The sequence below is a fragment of the uncultured Aquimarina sp. genome (genome assembly GCF_947496855.1).
In the GTDB taxonomy this organism is placed as follows: Bacteria; Bacteroidota; Bacteroidia; order Flavobacteriales; family Flavobacteriaceae; genus Aquimarina.
This window is the reverse complement of the sequence record NZ_CANMED010000004.1, coordinates 88,450-105,170: the sequence shown is the minus strand read 5'-3', so window position 1 is coordinate 105,170 and position 16,721 is coordinate 88,450. Positions and strand designations below refer to the sequence as shown.

12 protein-coding genes are annotated in these 16,721 nt (G+C 33.1%); 2 read left to right on the top strand and 10 right to left on the bottom strand.

All coding sequences use genetic code 11. The annotated features are described in order from the left end of the window. Positions 1-31: 31 nt before the first annotated feature. The 6 genes from Q0921_RS12715 to Q0921_RS12690 all read right to left on the bottom strand — a co-directional run bounded on the left by Q0921_RS12715 (position 32) and on the right by Q0921_RS12690 (position 10,224). Positions 32-1,480, bottom strand: a complete 1,449-nt coding sequence (locus tag Q0921_RS12715; RefSeq protein WP_299257384.1) for a S8/S53 family peptidase — start codon at positions 1,478-1,480, stop codon at positions 32-34. Between the two features lie 233 nt (positions 1,481-1,713). Then, on the bottom strand, positions 1,714-4,038 hold the full coding sequence (locus Q0921_RS12710; RefSeq protein ID WP_299257381.1) for an N-acetylmuramoyl-L-alanine amidase: 2,325 nt from the start codon (positions 4,036-4,038) through the stop codon (positions 1,714-1,716). Positions 4,039-4,136: 98 nt separating this feature from the next. Continuing rightward, the gene (locus tag Q0921_RS12705) at positions 4,137-5,966 is read right to left on the bottom strand and encodes an N-acetylmuramoyl-L-alanine amidase (RefSeq protein ID WP_299257379.1); all 1,830 of its coding nucleotides are present in this window, start codon (positions 5,964-5,966) and stop codon (positions 4,137-4,139) included. A gap of 4 nt (positions 5,967-5,970) precedes the next feature. Next, the gene (locus tag Q0921_RS12700; protein WP_299257377.1) at positions 5,971-6,834 is read right to left on the bottom strand and encodes a hypothetical protein; all 864 of its coding nucleotides are present in this window, start codon (positions 6,832-6,834) and stop codon (positions 5,971-5,973) included. A 129-nt stretch (positions 6,835-6,963) separates the two neighbouring features. Next, on the bottom strand, positions 6,964-9,405 hold the full coding sequence (locus Q0921_RS12695) for a peptidoglycan DD-metalloendopeptidase family protein (RefSeq protein WP_299257375.1): 2,442 nt from the start codon (positions 9,403-9,405) through the stop codon (positions 6,964-6,966). A gap of 159 nt (positions 9,406-9,564) precedes the next feature. Continuing rightward, positions 9,565-10,224: a response regulator transcription factor gene (locus Q0921_RS12690; RefSeq protein WP_299257373.1), complete on the bottom strand. Its 660-nt coding sequence runs from the start codon at positions 10,222-10,224 to the stop codon at positions 9,565-9,567. Positions 10,225-10,955: 731 nt separating this feature from the next. On the opposite strand from Q0921_RS12690, the gene Q0921_RS12685 reads away from it, so the two are divergent. Next, positions 10,956-11,312: a T9SS type A sorting domain-containing protein gene (locus Q0921_RS12685; RefSeq protein ID WP_299257371.1), complete on the top strand. Its 357-nt coding sequence runs from the start codon at positions 10,956-10,958 to the stop codon at positions 11,310-11,312. A gap of 127 nt (positions 11,313-11,439) precedes the next feature. Here the strand turns inward: Q0921_RS12685 and Q0921_RS12680 are convergent, their stop codons facing one another. Further along, on the bottom strand, positions 11,440-13,143 hold the full coding sequence (locus tag Q0921_RS12680) for a T9SS type A sorting domain-containing protein (RefSeq protein ID WP_299257369.1): 1,704 nt from the start codon (positions 13,141-13,143) through the stop codon (positions 11,440-11,442). A gap of 122 nt (positions 13,144-13,265) precedes the next feature. On the opposite strand from Q0921_RS12680, the gene Q0921_RS12675 reads away from it, so the two are divergent. Beyond that, positions 13,266-14,153, top strand: coding sequence for a protein rep (locus tag Q0921_RS12675; protein ID WP_299257367.1), 888 nt, complete (start codon positions 13,266-13,268; stop codon positions 14,151-14,153). Positions 14,154-14,196: 43 nt separating this feature from the next. Here Q0921_RS12675 and Q0921_RS12670 read toward each other — a convergent pair whose 3' ends face one another. From Q0921_RS12670 to tssD, 3 genes are read right to left on the bottom strand one after another with little or no spacing between them, the layout of a single operon-like run. Beyond that, on the bottom strand, positions 14,197-14,649 hold the full coding sequence (locus Q0921_RS12670; protein WP_299257366.1) for a hypothetical protein: 453 nt from the start codon (positions 14,647-14,649) through the stop codon (positions 14,197-14,199). Positions 14,650-14,656: 7 nt separating this feature from the next. Next, positions 14,657-16,000 carry a hypothetical protein gene (locus Q0921_RS12665; RefSeq protein ID WP_299257364.1) on the bottom strand — a complete coding sequence of 448 codons (1,344 nt, stop codon included), beginning with the start codon at positions 15,998-16,000 and terminating at the stop codon, positions 14,657-14,659. Beyond that, a complete protein-coding gene (gene tssD / locus Q0921_RS12660) occupies positions 16,000-16,689 on the bottom strand; it encodes a type VI secretion system tube protein TssD (protein WP_299257362.1) in 690 nt (229 codons plus the stop codon). The genes Q0921_RS12665 and tssD overlap by 1 nt, the downstream gene beginning before the upstream one ends. Between the last annotated feature and the right edge of the window lie 32 nt (positions 16,690-16,721).

Here is a 16,721-nt window from a genome sequence, read left to right as displayed (position 1 = left end):
ATGCAATCTCATTTTTGTAAACAGTGATTGTTTATTGTACGGCTTTCAAAACATTGATTTTTCCGTATCCATATTTATTGCTACGATTTGGATAATATTCTCCTGCTTTTTGCATTTTATCCAGTACTTGTTCCCTTGTCATGTTTGGATTTGTAGCCCATACTAATGCTGCTATACCAGCTGTGGTAGCAGTTGCGATAGATGATCCTCCGACCACATTTCTAACGTCTGAGCTAAATCCTAAAACAGGTAATGTTCTATTATTAGCAGCATCTCTTTCCATTGCTACAGTAAAATCAATCTTTTTCCCATCGTGGCATACAAAACAGCGTTTACCATTTTCTTTAATTCCAGTAACCGCAACTGTTTCTTTCATACTAGCAGGGAATATTACAGCATACCAATTCGTGAATTGTGTAGATGTTCCACCAGCAGCAATAATCATTTTGTCTTTTGAGTATGCATATTTCACAGCATCTTTAATATTTCTTACAGTCCATACCCATCCAATTGACATGGATATTATCTTAACATCGGATCTATCTCCTAGTTCTCTAATTGCTTTACTTACCGCCTTACGTTCTTTACTGCCTTCTAATAGTACATCACCAGTTCCTCGGTACACTACCAAGTTACTATTATATGCTACTCCTACCGGCATGGCATCATCATTACGGGGAGATGCTATAGCTGCAGACATTGCAGTTCCGTGTCCGCAGTCATCATAAATCGAACCATCAAATGTACCATATTGCTCTACAGTTCTGCCATTTGAAAATCCATCGTTAAAATCCTCTCCTAAGAATTTTTGAGTCTGTGAAATTCCAGAATCAACAACTCCAACGGTAATATTTCTTCCAGTACTAAATTCCCAGGCTGCAGGAATATTATGCACGTCAAATGACCAAGGTAACCAGGCATTGGGAGTAATTATCCTATAATCTTCTGGATTAACAATTCTACCTTCTGTGGCACAACCAAAATTACGTTCTTTATCATTCGGTAAAAAAGAAGAGTAGCTAGGTTCAATATATCGAACTTTATCTGTTTTCTGAAGTGCTATGATCGTTTCAAGCTTACTAACTTTTACTTCTATAAAGTTTAAAATATCGTCATCATATTGCACAGTATTCGATTTAGTTGATTGCTCTATAGAATTAACCACATCAAGAATATTGGCTTTAGCATCGATTAATTCTGGAGAGCGGTTTTCTGAAAAATTTTCATCTTCATTGCCATACCCAATAGTAATGACTCCATTAGAATGTATTGCCGCACTCCATAATACTAAAGCAGGAGCTTTTGTCCAATCTAAATCACCGTTTTCTTTAAGCTCAGTAGCTATATAGTCATTTACTTTTTCCACAGAAAGCAACTTCTGGTTACTCTCTTGAGTCAGATTTGTACTGTCTTCAATACTTTCGTTAGAACAAGAGAAAAGCAGTGAGATCACTAAAATCAAAGAAATTATTTTTTTCATTTTATAAAATTTATGAGTTTATGTTAAGTGGTTAAAAGTTTTGTGTGGTGATTAGTTGGTATTCACTATTTATTTGATTGTTAGTCTCCTTTCTTTTTAATAATTATTATTTAAAATTTTGAATATTATAAATAGGTCGTAGTGTATCGTTTCATTCGATAACGATAACAGTAACCATTCCAACATTTCTTAAAGCGCTGGATAGGGTTTTTTGACAAAAAACTAGTTTCTTACTAATTTTTTATCAATGTTGAGATATAGCTATTTTTTCCGTTACGCATCTTTATAAAATATTGACCACTTTGCAGGGGCAAAAAATATTGATCAAGAGGTATACTTTTACTTCCTGATTCTTTATCAGTTTCATTAAATGACCTTAAAACCCTTCCTGTGATATCGAGAATGGATATGTTAGATGTGGTATTTGCTTGAGCTTGATATGTAAGAAAAATATTAGTGCCATCTGTAGGATTTGGATAAATAATCATATCTAGTTGCGTAGCGAATGTATCGTCTTGTAAGCCTTGATTTTCTTTGGTTAAAGTACTGATGGTTACATCCAGATTTCCCGGAGTAGACCAATTACCTGCAGCATCTCTTACCAGACTTTTTACTTTTCCATTTCTTCTACGAATATCCTTTGTAACGGCTGTTCCCGCAGAAATACCCTGTGATCCTGTTGCTCTGAATTTATAAACTTTAAGATCATCAAATTCCACTATGGTCGTATTGGTTCTTAATGATATTGAGCTTCCGTTTTTAATGGGAGAGCTGTCAGTCCATTTTAAAATAGACTTATTATTCCTGAATACTTCTAATACGCCAAATCCGGGACTATATGTAATTTTATAATTTGCCCATTTATTATCTAGAGAAACATCAGCAATTGCTCTGAAATTTAGATTATTATTAATTGTTTCGTAAACTCTTACCTTATTGTCTTCACCACTGAACCAAATAAGATATGAATTTCCTCTTTGTGATTGTGTTGCATCGCTTGCCATAATATGGATTCCGAATTTTCTTGCACCCGATGTAGAAACTGTCTTAGCGGAAAACTCATATAGGTATGGTAAACCTGAATTTTGAGAAAGATAGGTACTTAATTTAGTATTGTCAGAAGAAGTATTGGATTGTCTCAGGTGTTTATCGTTGATGTTCCAGTTTCCTGCGCCGGTAGTATATCCGGAATAGAGTACATTAAAATTGTCATTAAAGAATCCATTTCCTCTATTAGCATACCAATTGTCCTCGTATTTTTCTAATGCCTGATAAAATCTACGAGTTACTCCCACATTATCATTATCAGAAAAGTTGGCAGTAAAGTCTCCAGATTGAGTGTTTCCTCCAGATGCGCTGATCGATGTAGTAGGAACTGTAGTGTCAGATCCGCCGCCGCCGCAGTCATTAGCTATTAAATTACTCACTCCAGTTCTTATGCTTCCTAGAATACTATATCCTCCGTTTCCTGGACAGGATGAGCAACTTGCACCTCCATCACGATGTCCAGCAATGTTTTTAAGACTTGCATTAATAGAATAATGATATGAAGCCCCTGTAGGGTTGATGTTTTCTTTATTTGCTTTCCATGCTAGTATTTTCTTCAGTGAAGTTTGAGCATTTGTGGTTGGTTTTGTACCGCTGTTACTATAATCTCCAAGTAAACAAACCCCCATTGTTTTTGCATTTTTTCCACAGAAATGTGCTCCTTGTGCGCGATCGCCGCCCGCTCTTCCTTCATAGATAGTACCGGTAGGGGAGATCAAAAAATTGTAACCTATGTCAGACCAACCTCTTGTGTTCATATGAAAATTTTGAACAGATCGTACTCTAGCTGCCCAATCACTGCTGGAATTTGGACCTAATTCATGATGTACAATTAAATGTGTTGCAATTGTTGTTGGAAAACTACTTGCAGGATTCCTTGCTCCCCACTGACTTCTGGATATAACTGTTGGTTTTGAGCAGGAGGCTTTAGCAATTTGATTACCGCTTTCTTGTATGATCGTTTTTATTTCTTCAGGAGTGTCTCCAGGGCTATATTGACCTAAAGTCGTTTGCGTAATTGTTATTTTCTGTTTTCCTAAAAAGGTCACTTTGTATTGAATGTATTGTATATCGACTTCTAAGAATTCCATTACAGAAGCTAATTTTCTACCATTTTCTTCAAAATGGCCATCAAATTTACTCTCTTTCCAATGTGACCAATTTCTTCCATTCTTTGATATTCGATAGTGAAGGACTATATTATTTCTGTATAGATTAGTTCCTTGCCACAAGGTATGAGCTGCAATAAAAGGTTTAGGCGCACTTATTTTGATTCTCTGAGGTTTAAGAATTAAAGTAGGTGATTCTTGAGCGGTTTCATTCGTTGATATTTCTGTGGCTTTTTGATCAAGATTCGAACTTTTTTCGATGATGTTTTTAGTGTTAAATAGAAGTCTAATCTCTTGATAATCTTCTCCTTTAAAATTGTCACGGTCTTTTTCTTGACTATATGCCGAATTTGTTAAAAATATGTATAGCGTTATGAATATGAAATAATTGATGATTTTCATGGAACGAATTTTAAGAGTTTACTAAGAATTAATTTTATATCTACTACACCTCCTTATTCATAAGGTGTAGTAGATATTACCGTGCATAGTAGGTACAATTATTTTTTTATAATTTGAAAGACGTTTGTATTCTTTCCTTTTCTAACTTTTATAAAATAATTACCATTTGGTATGGAAGAAACATATTCACCTAAGTTTAAATTTCTTGGTCCAGTTTCTTTTACTTTATCTTCAATAGATTTTAAAATTTTACCAGAAATATCAATTATCTGAATGAGTGTGGATTCATTAGAAGTTGCTTGATACGATATATTTAGGTTTTTTCCATTTGTAGGATTTGGGTATATCGAAATTTCGTTTGTTTCAATATAAGTGTCATTCAGAAGATTTGGGTTTTCTTTGGTTAAGGAACTGATGGTTACATCCAGGTTTCCCGGAGTAGACCAATTACCTACTGCATCTCTTACCAAGCTTTTTACTTTTCCATTTCTTCTACGAATATCCTTTGTAACTCCCGTTCCTGCAGAAATTCCTTGTGTTCCCGTCGCTCTAAATTTATAGACTTTAAGGTCATCAAACTCTACTACTGTTTTATTAGTTCTCAATGATATAGTACTGCCGTTTTTAATAGGAGAGCTATCAGTCCATTTTAAAACAGAGCGATTATTTTTAAATACTTCCAGTACTCCAAATCCCGGACTATAAGTGATTTTGTAATTCGCCCATTTATTATCAAGCGGTACGTCTGCGATTGCTCTAAAGTTCAAAACATTATTGATAGTTTCATAAACTCTTACTTTATTATCTTCACCGCTAAACCAAATGAGATATGAGTTTCCTCTTTGTGATTGTGTTGCATCACTAGCCATAATATGGATCCCGAATTTACGGGGTCCGGAAGTTGATATTGTTTTAGCTGAAAATTCATATAGGTATGGTAAACCTGAATTTTGAGAAAGATAGGTACTTAGTTTTGTATTATCGGAAGAAGTATTGGATTGTCTCAGGTGTTTATCGTTGATGTTCCAGTTTCCTGCGCCGGTAGTATATCCGGAATAGAGTACATTAAAATTGTCATTAAAGAATCCATTTCCTCTATTAGCATACCAATTGTCCCCGTATTTTTCTAATGCCTGATAGAATTTACGTGTTACTCCTACATTATCGTTATCAGAAAAGTTAGCGGTAAAATTACCGGTTTGGGTATTACCTCCTGAAGCACTAATCGAAGTAGTAGGTGCAGTGGTATCAGAAGAGCCGCCGCCACCACCGCCACCACCGCCAGAGCAGTTACCGATACTATTTTCTAAAGCAGCTACATAAGCATCAGCAAATTTGTTTCTCCAAGAATCGCTTAGTAATTTTGATTTGTCAGAAGAATCAACAAAGCCAATCTCACTAAGAACACCGATAGCATTATTACTGGTAAGAACACCGAGATGGAATATATAAGATGCATCTTCAACTGATCTTCTATTGATCCATTGCCCTTTTTCGACCATTCTATTTTGAACTTCTTTAGAAAATTTACTATTATCAGCGTCTTTAGAATTGCTGCGGTTGCACCAAAAAGTTTCTGTTCCGGATCCACCACCGCCATTGCAGTGAATGCTGATAAATCGATCTGCATTCCAACTATTAGACATGGTTCTTCTTTGCGTCAGCGAAATCCATCCATTTCGAGTGGTTCTTGTCATTCTTACAGTCCAGTTACCACAACCATTCTGGAGTTTAGTACGAAGCTTTAACCCTACAGCTAATGCAGTGGCATGCTCTGTATCTGTTCTTCCATCTGGGTCAGTTACTCCATTAGATGCATATCCATGTCCTGGATCAATCACTACTACCTGAGCACTAGCCGAAAAAGAAAGGATAAAAAGAAAAAAAGCGCAAAACAGAATATTATTTTTTGAGAATGTATTTTTCATCGGTTTAGTTTTTAAATTTAAGATCAGCAATAAAAATCCTACCTGATTTTTCATCAGAAAAGGCAATTCTCTTTCCATCCGGAGAAACATCTCCCCACATTTCTATTTGATCTTTGGTAAACGTAAGTTGTTTTTTGTTTAATGATATTGTAGAAATAAAATAAAGATCTGAGGCTGTTACGTTATGTCCATCTTCACTCTTATCTTCAAAAGAAATGACACCTTTACTATCTGGTAACCATCCACTGGCAATTCCAACTCCTAATTCTTTTCTTTCTTGGTCTCCGTAAATTGTGTACTTGTATATTATTGGGCCATCATGTACAACAACAGATTTTTGATCAGGTGAAACAATAGGGTGGTAAAACTGACCATCTTCCTTGCTAATTATCCAAGGTTTTCCATTGATACCTTCTTTTGCCTCAAGCTTTAATGTTTTTTGATTTATGTAGACGATAAGATTTTTGTTAGATGTCCTTGTTTTAGTACTATTCGGATGTACATCTTTTAGTGTTGCTTCTTTTCTCGTTTGTAGATTGATACTTTTTACTTGTATGTCAGAAAAAGTTCCTCCTTCTGGTTTTTCTCTGAAGATGACACTTTTACCGTCTGCAGACCAATTCGAAAGATATCCAATACCTTGCCCATTTTTGATTTTTTTGATGTTATTATTAGATAGGTCAACTACAAATAATGCATCATTGTGATGATCCGTAAACAGGATTTTCTGTCCGTCGGGAGACCAAATGGGAGTGCTAAATTCGCCATTACTAGTTATAGGTCTGCTATTAGAAATAGTTTGGGATTGTACAATCGAACTGAGTAAAGTACACACAATAATGCATATTACTAATTTTGTGGTTTTCATATAATGAGATTTGTGTTTTTTGGTTTATGTTGTATACCTAATTTTGAAAAGGAAAAAGGGTTCAGATAATTTTTATTATCGCCATCATTAACCAAATTGATTGAACCCTTTTACACACACATTTTCAAACTAGTTTTTGATAACTGATATTACTTTAGAACCGTTTTTATCACTTACTTTAATGAAATATTGTCCATTTTGAAAAGTAGTAAAGTAGTTACTGAGATCTATAGATTGATTAGTTGATTCTTTAGAATACTCCTTAAAAGATTTTAATACGCGACCAGTGATATCGATAATAGATATAGCTGTGTAGGAATCTGAAACGGATTGATAATTCAGTTTTACATTTGTTCCATCTGTTGGGTTTGGATATATAAAAATATCATTTGCCTCAATATATGTGTCATTTTGAAGATTAGGATTTTCTTTGGTTAAAGTACTGATGGTTACATCCAGATTACCTGGAGCTGACCAATTACCTGCGGCATCTCTTACCAGACTTTTTACTTTTCCATTTCTTCTACGAATATCCTTTGTAACGGCTGTTCCCGCAGAAATACCTTGCGATTCTGTTGCTCTGAATTTATAGACTTTAAGATCATCAAATTCCACTATGGTCGTATTGGTTCTTAATGATATTGAGCTTCCGTTTTTAATGGGAGAGCTGTCAGTCCATTTTAAAATAGACTTATTATTCCTGAATACTTCTAATACGCCAAATCCGGGACTATATGTAATTTTATAATTTGCCCATTTATTATCTAGAGAAACATCAGCAATTGCTCTGAAATTTAGATTATTATTAATTGTTTCGTAAACTCTTACCTTATTGTCTTCACCACTGAACCAAATAAGATATGAATTTCCTCTTTGTGATTGTGTTGCATCGCTTGCCATAATATGGATTCCGAATTTTCTTGCACCCGATGTAGAAACTGTCTTAGCGGAAAACTCATATAGGTATGGCAAACCGGAATTTTGAGAAAGATAGGTGCTTAATTTTGTGTTATCCGATGAAGAGTTAGATTGCCGAAGGTGATCATTGCTTATTGCCCAGTTTCCTGTCCCTGTTGTGTACCCTGAATACAGTACATTAAAATTATCATTAAAGAATCCGTTTCCTCTATTCGCATACCAATTATCTCCATATTTTTCGAGTGCTTGATAAAACCTACGAGTTACTCCTACATTATCATTATCAGAAAAGTTAGCAGTAAAATCTCCAGATTGTGTATTACCTCCAGATGCACTAATTGACGTAGTAGGTGCAGTAGTATCCGATGTGGGAGGAGGAGTTCCTACGCTATTATTTGATTTATAACGATAATCCTGTCTGGGTTCCCCTATTCCTTTAAACCTTCCTTTTGTAGAAGCATTTCCTCCTGCAGCTCTCCACTCAAAATGGATATGGTCTCCCGTTGATCCGCCTGTCGTACCTTCTTTAGCAATTACTTGTCCTCTTGTTACTGTTTGACCATTAGACACCAAAAGTGATTTATTATGAGCGTAATATGTTCTTGTTCCGTCGCTGTGTCTGATGATGACTAGTCTACCATAACCAGTGCTTAAACTACCACTAACACCAGAAAATGTAACAGTTCCGCTAGCGGCAGCTCTAACATTTTGATCACTTGACAACGAAGTTGCAAAATCAACCGCTGCATACCCATGGTGTCCTCCTGGACCAAATTGGTTACATCTTCCTTGATTAACGTGTGAACCTGATGGACCTGGAGTTCCATGTCTGGATACACAAAGGCTTACTCCAGCATCCCAAGGGAGGTAATAATCAAGAGATGAAAACTTACTTTGATTTTTTTGAGATGTTGAATTGCTGATTTGATTTTTCCAACCTTTTAAAATTATTGATTGTCCTTTAGAAGATATAATAGTTGTTACTTTACCAGTTTGCATATTAAGCTCGTAGAGAATATCTGTGTTACCGTGAACATAATCTACAGAATCATCCAATGTTCCTGAAAAAATCATTTTATTACGATCTGGAGACAATAAAGGAGTTCTGATGTAACTTTTTGGAGCATTGATTTTCTCGATGCCCCCATTGCTTATATCGTAAATAAATATTCCTTCATGCTCCTTATCACTATCTAAATATATAGCCTCAATGAATATTTTGTCAGGATGCTTGGTCCAAGCAATGGGTTTGTACGCAATCTGATTTCTTCTTTCATTCTTTTTAGAGATAAGCAGTTTACTTTTCCCCATTTTACTATTAACTTCATTTAATTTAAAACCAGCTTTGAGTTGTTCTCTTTCTAGAAATATCCAACGATCCGAGTCAAAAGGACTTTGTAATGCTTGAAAAAGATCATATTTTTTGGTTATCTGTACTTGTGATGATATTTGCTCAGCATACAATGTTATTCTATCTAATGGGACAAATTGAAGATGTAGGTTTTGGTTTTTTGATTTGAAATTAATCTTTCTTTTATTTTCTATATCAAAAGATACTAGTTCTTCATTTTGGCTAAAAATAATTTCCTGTGCGTTTGAGATTGACATACATAGAAGTAATCCCAAAAAAGTTTTTAATGTAGTATTTTTCATAATGGTGGGTTGTGTGATTAAGCATCATTAGCTAGATCTATTACTTTGGAACAGAAAACCAATAATATTCAACTCGAAATTAAGAACACTTTTTTAAAAATAATTAGGCACTTGTCCTCATTTTGAAGATAATAGTGAGAAAAAGAGAATTAATAAGGTTTAATGATGGATATCTTTCAATTTCATGGTAAACTTAAATAGTGCGTTGGCACCAGATATCTCTAATTTTTTACAAATATTCTGGCGATGGTTTTTAATTGTTTTTTCACTTTTAAAAAGTTCCAAAGCAATTTCTTTGTTGGTTTTACCGGACGCAACCTGATTCAGAATTTTTATTTCAGTTTTAGAGAGTAATTTAAATATTTTATTTGATGGTTTGGGAATTGGACTGGCTTCTTCTTTGCACCAAGATTCCCTAAATACTCGACTTATATATGGTTTATTTTGGATCGCCCTTCCTGCACATTTGGTAATGTTTTCAACAGTATCTGCCTTATATAATATCCATTTGACACCTAGTTTTTTAAGCTCCTTAATTAACCACTCATCAAGAGAAAAAGTCATTATAATGATTCTGGTTTTATTAGCATGAAGTTTAGTATATTTCGCTAATTCAATACCAGAATTATCAGAATTTAAAGTGGCATCAATAACTATAAAATTAGGTTGACGATTAACAATCACTTTTTTTAAAGCCTCTAAATCACTTATGTCTTCATATAAGTTAAACTTCATATTTTTGGGGGCCTCGAGCATAGCTTTTATTCCTAGTCTTTTGAGGGGGTCATTATAGGCAACGACAACATTGTATTCTTTCATAGCTGTTCATTTATGGAAGAAAATTAAGGAGCTATATGGAATTTTTTTCCAAAAGCTTTGTTGAGAAAATTTAATTAAAATATGTGGATTAAGATCTTTTGGATTTACAATTTTCCAAAAAATAATTGCCAGAATAATGGTTTAGGATGTGATTAACGGTTTTCATAATTTGAGTTTTGTTTGAGATACTTTAAAGTTAAAATTTATTTCTTTGTTTTTTTAGAGTGATTTCATTTTTCGATGTAAAGTGTGTTTTTTTGGATAAATAAATATGATTTTGATAAATTATAATCGATAATTTTGAGAATTATATAATAGCTAAACCTTTTTACTATAGTGTTTTACTAGGTTATTAATATTTTCTTTCATTTTTTTAAATCAAAATGAGTAGGATTTTTCCTTCTTTTTGTTTATCAATTTTATATTAGTTTTTGTTAATATAGTATTATCTATACAGTTTTATACTTGTATTTACAGGTAATGAATTCTTGAAATCAAACTTTTTTAAGTGAAATAGTTTTGTTTAGTGTTTGTTTTAATTGAGTATATATACTTTTATAACGAGGAGCAGTATATATAAAGCTTTATGAAATTGAGCTTCTGAAAACATTATCTTGAAGCAATAAACAACATATAAATTTTTCTAAAAACATATGATTTTAATGCTTTTTTGGGGGATTTTTAACAGTATAACATATTGTTTTTTAGTATCTTAATTTAAAATAGAAACTATGAAAAAAGTACTACTTATTATGTTGTTTTTTGTTGGTTTAACTCCCTTGTATTCCAACTTAGATTATACCGAAATGGATGTATTAGCTGTTACAAATGATAGAACATTCTCTTTTGAGCTTGACGCTACGGCGGCACAACAATCTATTTCTATTTTATCTGACGTAAAAGAGCCTATGTTAATTAAGATTATTGACAAATCTGGTTTTATTAGAATTCAGAAAAAATTGCATCTCGATAGAGAAATCGATCTTGTTTTGCTGGAGGAAGGCCTTTACCTAATTAAAGTGTATGTAGGTAACCATATGGAGGTGAAAAGGTTTTATAAAGGTAATGATGGTGTAAACGTTAGATGATTGTACATTACTTAAAAAAAGAGATTTTTAAATAAATTTATTATTATATAAATTGATAAAAAACCATATCAAGAACGAATCTGGATATGGTTTTTTTGTTATTAATAGCTGCATATAAAATAGTTTACTAAGAACTTTTGATTATTTTTTTTATCAATTTTGAAGTTCCATATTCTAGAATCAAGATATACACACCAGTTCTATATGCGGATAAATCAATTATTTGCGAAGTTTGATTTAAAGAATTTGGGGATGTTCTTTGTATAAGCTTTCCATTGATATCTAAAACAGAAATATGGCTTTTTGAATGATTCGGAATTCCATTAATATAAACAAGATTGAGCAATGAATTTTGATAAATATTAATATTGCTTTTATCCAATTCAGATATACTTAGCGTTGGCTCAATATTGATCGTAAATTGTATGGTTTGGGATGCTCCGTTACAATCATTTGAAAAATCAATTTCTACAGTCCAATTACCCTCTACTTCAACATTATTATCTGAAACAGCAGTAAACGAAATTTCTTCAGAAGAATACGTAGTATTATTTGGAGCTGTCCAGGTTAATGTGCCGTCGTATAGATTGGATGGTAACTGTAAACTTAAATCACTGCCTGCATTGATATTTAATTCGGTGGTGTTTTCTATGTTAGTATATCCAGTATTATTTATATTTACTTGGATAGCGTCAGATAAGTCTGCATTCGACGGATATACCGTTAGATTTAAATTTTGAGTACTATCTTCATCACAGGCATTTTGATTTTTATACCGTACAATATAAGTTCCAGAATCGGATGGTACTACATTGGTCAATTGCCAAGCAGTTGATAAATAAGGTGTTGAGTCTATGGTTCCGCCAGGATATTCTAATTCGAAATTAGATGTGCCTGCATTTTGGACTCCAAGATAAATACTGGCACCTTCACAAATTTCTAGATCACCCTGTTGAAACCAATTGGTTCCATCATTTACAAATGGAGTAAGTATGAGAGGTTCCTGTACATTCAATACAATAGTTGTTTGTGCAATACAAGATCCATTATCATAAGAAATAAGATAAGAACCAGAATCCGACGGTTGGACATCATTAAAAATCCATGCTGTAGATACATCTGGAGTATCATCAATAGTTCCGTCTGGATATTGTATTTGAACATTTTCTGATCCTACATTCTGAATTCCTAAATAAATATTTGCTCTAGAACAAACATTAAGAGTACTTTGTTGTAACCATTCTGTTCCGTTGTTTATATATGGAGTAACTACTTCATTACACTGTAAAGGTGATAATGAGGCTTCAAAAATTCCTCTTCCGTGGGTTCCTATAAATATTTTATCTTCGTTTAAATATTGAATTTCAATATCGTTCACGGATGTATTGGGTAGGCATCCATATTTTTTCCACTCTTGTGTTTCGTTTTCCAGAAAGAACACACCATTGTATGTTCCTATAAAAATGGAACCTTCTAGGGTATCATAAGTTTCTAATGATAAGACAGGAATGTTTGGTAAATTATAAGATATGTTTTGCCAGTTAATTCCTCCATCAGTGGATTTGTAAACTTTACCATTATTAGTATAACCACCATATGATATGAAAACGGTGTTTTCCTCCGTAGGATGAACTTCTAGATCAGATATGTATTGATTTACAGGAGTCGAACTAGATGACCAATTTAAACTATTAGAATCTTTTGAATAAACTACATTAAAGCGAGAAGCGTATATTTTATCAGAGTTAGTTTTAGCAATAGCAATTTGTTCTAGGTCTTGAGAAGGGCTTATGTTGTTTCCAATAGTAGTCCAATTAGCTCCTTGATACATTAGCAGAAAGTAGGACAAACAAAACGGGACAGAATAACATTATTGTCAATGGAGAGGGTTCTGACCTCAGCAAAAAAGAGACGTTAAAAGGTAGAGCGAAACGAAAAACCATCACGCAAATAATGATGTTACGCTTAATAGAGGTGGCTCAGGAAAATGGAGAGCCAGAATTGGAGAAATCTTATTGGAATACCTATTACTGTCAGCAAAACATAGTTACAGCGGACGGCAGATTATACGGTAAGTATTGTAAAAACCGCTTTTGTACTTTGTGTTGTAGTATTCGAAAGGCTGAGATGATCAATAAATATTATCCAGTAATGAGAGAATGGAAAGAACCATACTTTCTTACTCTAACTGTGAAAGCATGTAATGCATACAATTTGCCGAGATATATAAAGAAATTCACACAAGGCATACAAAGAATAACAGAAAAACACCGTAAAAGATACCAAAGAGGGAAGGGTAAAAAGCTTATTGGAGTTCGTTCGTTAGAATGCAATTTCAATCCCAAAAAGAAAACATATAATCCGCACTTCCATATAATCACTAAGGACAAATATACTGCTGAGGTTTTATTAGCCGAATGGTTAAAATTATGGACTCCAAAATACACCAATAGAGGAGGTCAAAAAATCAAGAAAATCACTAATCTAGAAGGAGGGCTTATTGAGATCATAAAATACGGTAGTAAAATATTTACCGAACCGGATTTGAAGAAAAGAGAAAAAGAGACAAGTACAGCGCAAATCTATATCAAGGCTTTAGATACGATTCTTACCGCGATGAAAGGTAAACGTATCTTTGATCGATTTGGTTTTAACTCACCTCAGCAAATAATAAAACAGAAATTCTCAGCAAAGTTGCTTAGTAACTACAGTGAATGGGAGCATAACCTAAAGACTTCTGATTGGGAAAATAAAGCAACAGGAGAGCTTTTAAGCGGGTATGAGATGCCACCACATTTATCAGCTCTGCTGACGAATAATATTAATGATTCAATTAGCTGAAACTAATTACAACGCTGCTGGTAGGTTTAAGGTATCTATAAATTTATCTCGTACAAGCTCTTATTGATTCATAAAAATCCCTGTACTGATCATAATTGACTAGTTCACCATTTTTGTCTAATAGAACATTACCATTCTTTGGGAAATCAAAAAAAGATATTTTCTTCATTGTATAGTCTCGAAATACAAATTCGAAATAACTGTTCTCGTTCATCATAGAATCTTTGTAATTTATAGAAAAAACACCATCAAAATTACCATAAGCATTCACACAAACGGAATCGTTTACAGTAAGTTTGATTGCTACTAGATCTACAGCAGAAGAATCATTGTGAATTACCTTTCCTGAGACAATGTCATTACCTAATGGCTTATAATCGTCTTGTATTTCAATAGGATCTGCAATCTCTTGAGCTACAGGTGGATCAATTGGTTTGTTAGTTTTGCAAGAATCTATAAATAATACTGTTATAAAAATTAGAAATATTGTTCTCATATGAATCCTAATTATAATATTTAATTATTTCCTTTTGCATGATCTTCCATTGCCAGTGATAAAAGTCTTTGCCCTTATTATTATAATCCATCAAATTAGTAGTTTCTGACATCACGAACTTATGCTTATTGTTTTGTGAAACCGTATTATAATCCTTTATTCTTTGATTTATTTTAGCAATTCTGTTATTCAACTTAGTAATATTACTTAAAACGCCATCTTGACGATATTTTGAGTCACCTCTGTATTCTTCATTTTTCTTAAGCTGATCTTCGTAGAATTTCTTATTCTTATTTAACTTAGTAACATAATCAGAGCTTTCTATAAATAAGTGTTCTAATCCTAAGGCGTGACCGACTTCGTGAGAAACATCGCTTGTTAATACCGAATTTAAATATAAATATACAAACTGCTCATCAAGAGGGATTGTTTGTGTGTCTCCAGCTTTACTTTTTGTATTCTCCATTCCTACATAAAAAATAACTAAACCTTTAAAGTTGTTATCGGTTTGATATTTTTCTTTTAAAGCTTCTCTACCTTTTTTGTTAATATTTATTCTATTAACACCAAACATTTCGTCCGATAATTCATCAAGATTAATAAACTCCAGACTATCAAAGTCTTTATTTATTATTCGTGGTTTAATAAAAGCTTGATTCAAAGAACCATTAACTAAATGCTCTTCAATTTGATTTATATTCCTATTGAATTTTTCTTTCAAATGATTAAGTGATCTGGGATTACCAATATTTACTTTCACAAACTTAATATCTAGATCATACATTTTATCATTCTTCACAACAATAATTTCACCTACGAGTTCATCGTTTTTATCTAATAACTCTATACTAGTGTCTTGGTTCAAAGGATTTTCACAAATAACCTTAACTTCTGTTCGAGTTATTTTTGAAACGTCACCTTCATAACCTTTAGCCTCTTCTTTTTCTAATTCTTCCTGTTCCTTTTCCAAATCTTTAAGAGATACTTCTTCAGGTTCAAATTTTATACCACCTTTGGCTGGAAATTTAATAACATCATCTTTTCGAGCTTTACCTTCAAGAATATCTAACTTTAAATTTAAAATAACTTTATCTTGATCAGGAAGCATACTTAAATAAGGAACAAAGTATTCTTGATCATTAATTTGAGTTTCCTTGTATTCTTTCTTTAAGTCTTCATAATTTAGAGAGACACCAGTGCCATAGTCATCTCTCATCCAATCAAAACCAAACTCACCTTTATAATTGTCTTTACGTTCAAATTGAACTGTGAATTTTAGATCCTCAAAAACTTCAATACTAGTAGTTTTAGTAATCCCTGCGACTTGTAATTTAAAAGTATTCTTTCCCATTAATTTTGTTGCTTAATTACTTCTAACTCTATTTTTTCAAGGTTACTGCCTATTTCATAATCAGTTAAAGTATCATTCACCAATACTTCATTACCATACTTGAAATCTACAGTTTGATCGTCTAGATTAATTGTAATCTTTTCACCTATCAGGTTACGCGTGTCTATATTTAAAAAGATAGTTTCGCCTACTACCGTTTCTTCAATTCTTTTATTATTAGTATCCGTAATATAATATTCTACAACTCTAGGTTCATTATCAGATGCCTCACTCTCAGCTACTGGAGCAGTATTAGGATATGTAACCCTCCAATATTCTGAGAACTCCGCAGTGCCTTCTTTCATTCCTGCTGAGGTAATATTTAGATTAATGGTCATTGGGTTTTTACTATCGCTAGTAAATTGCTCTACATAATCTACACAACAAGCATCAATAAATTCTAAAGTCCTTCCTCTACCATTCATTGCTCTTGGCTCTATTCGTATTTTGAGTTGCTTTGATATAAATGGATCTACCATCCATTCTAATAATTCTGCATCTTTTGTAGATTCTATTACCACAGATAACCCTGCGAATTGAGGTTTGGAAGATGGGTTTCCATTATAATCACTCTCCTGTCTAAAAGTGTATGAAAAATCAAGAATATTTATCTCTTTGTCATCAAAGAGCAGTTTTGCTGTAAAACTCATATTATAGCTAAGTATAAAAAAGTACAAATATA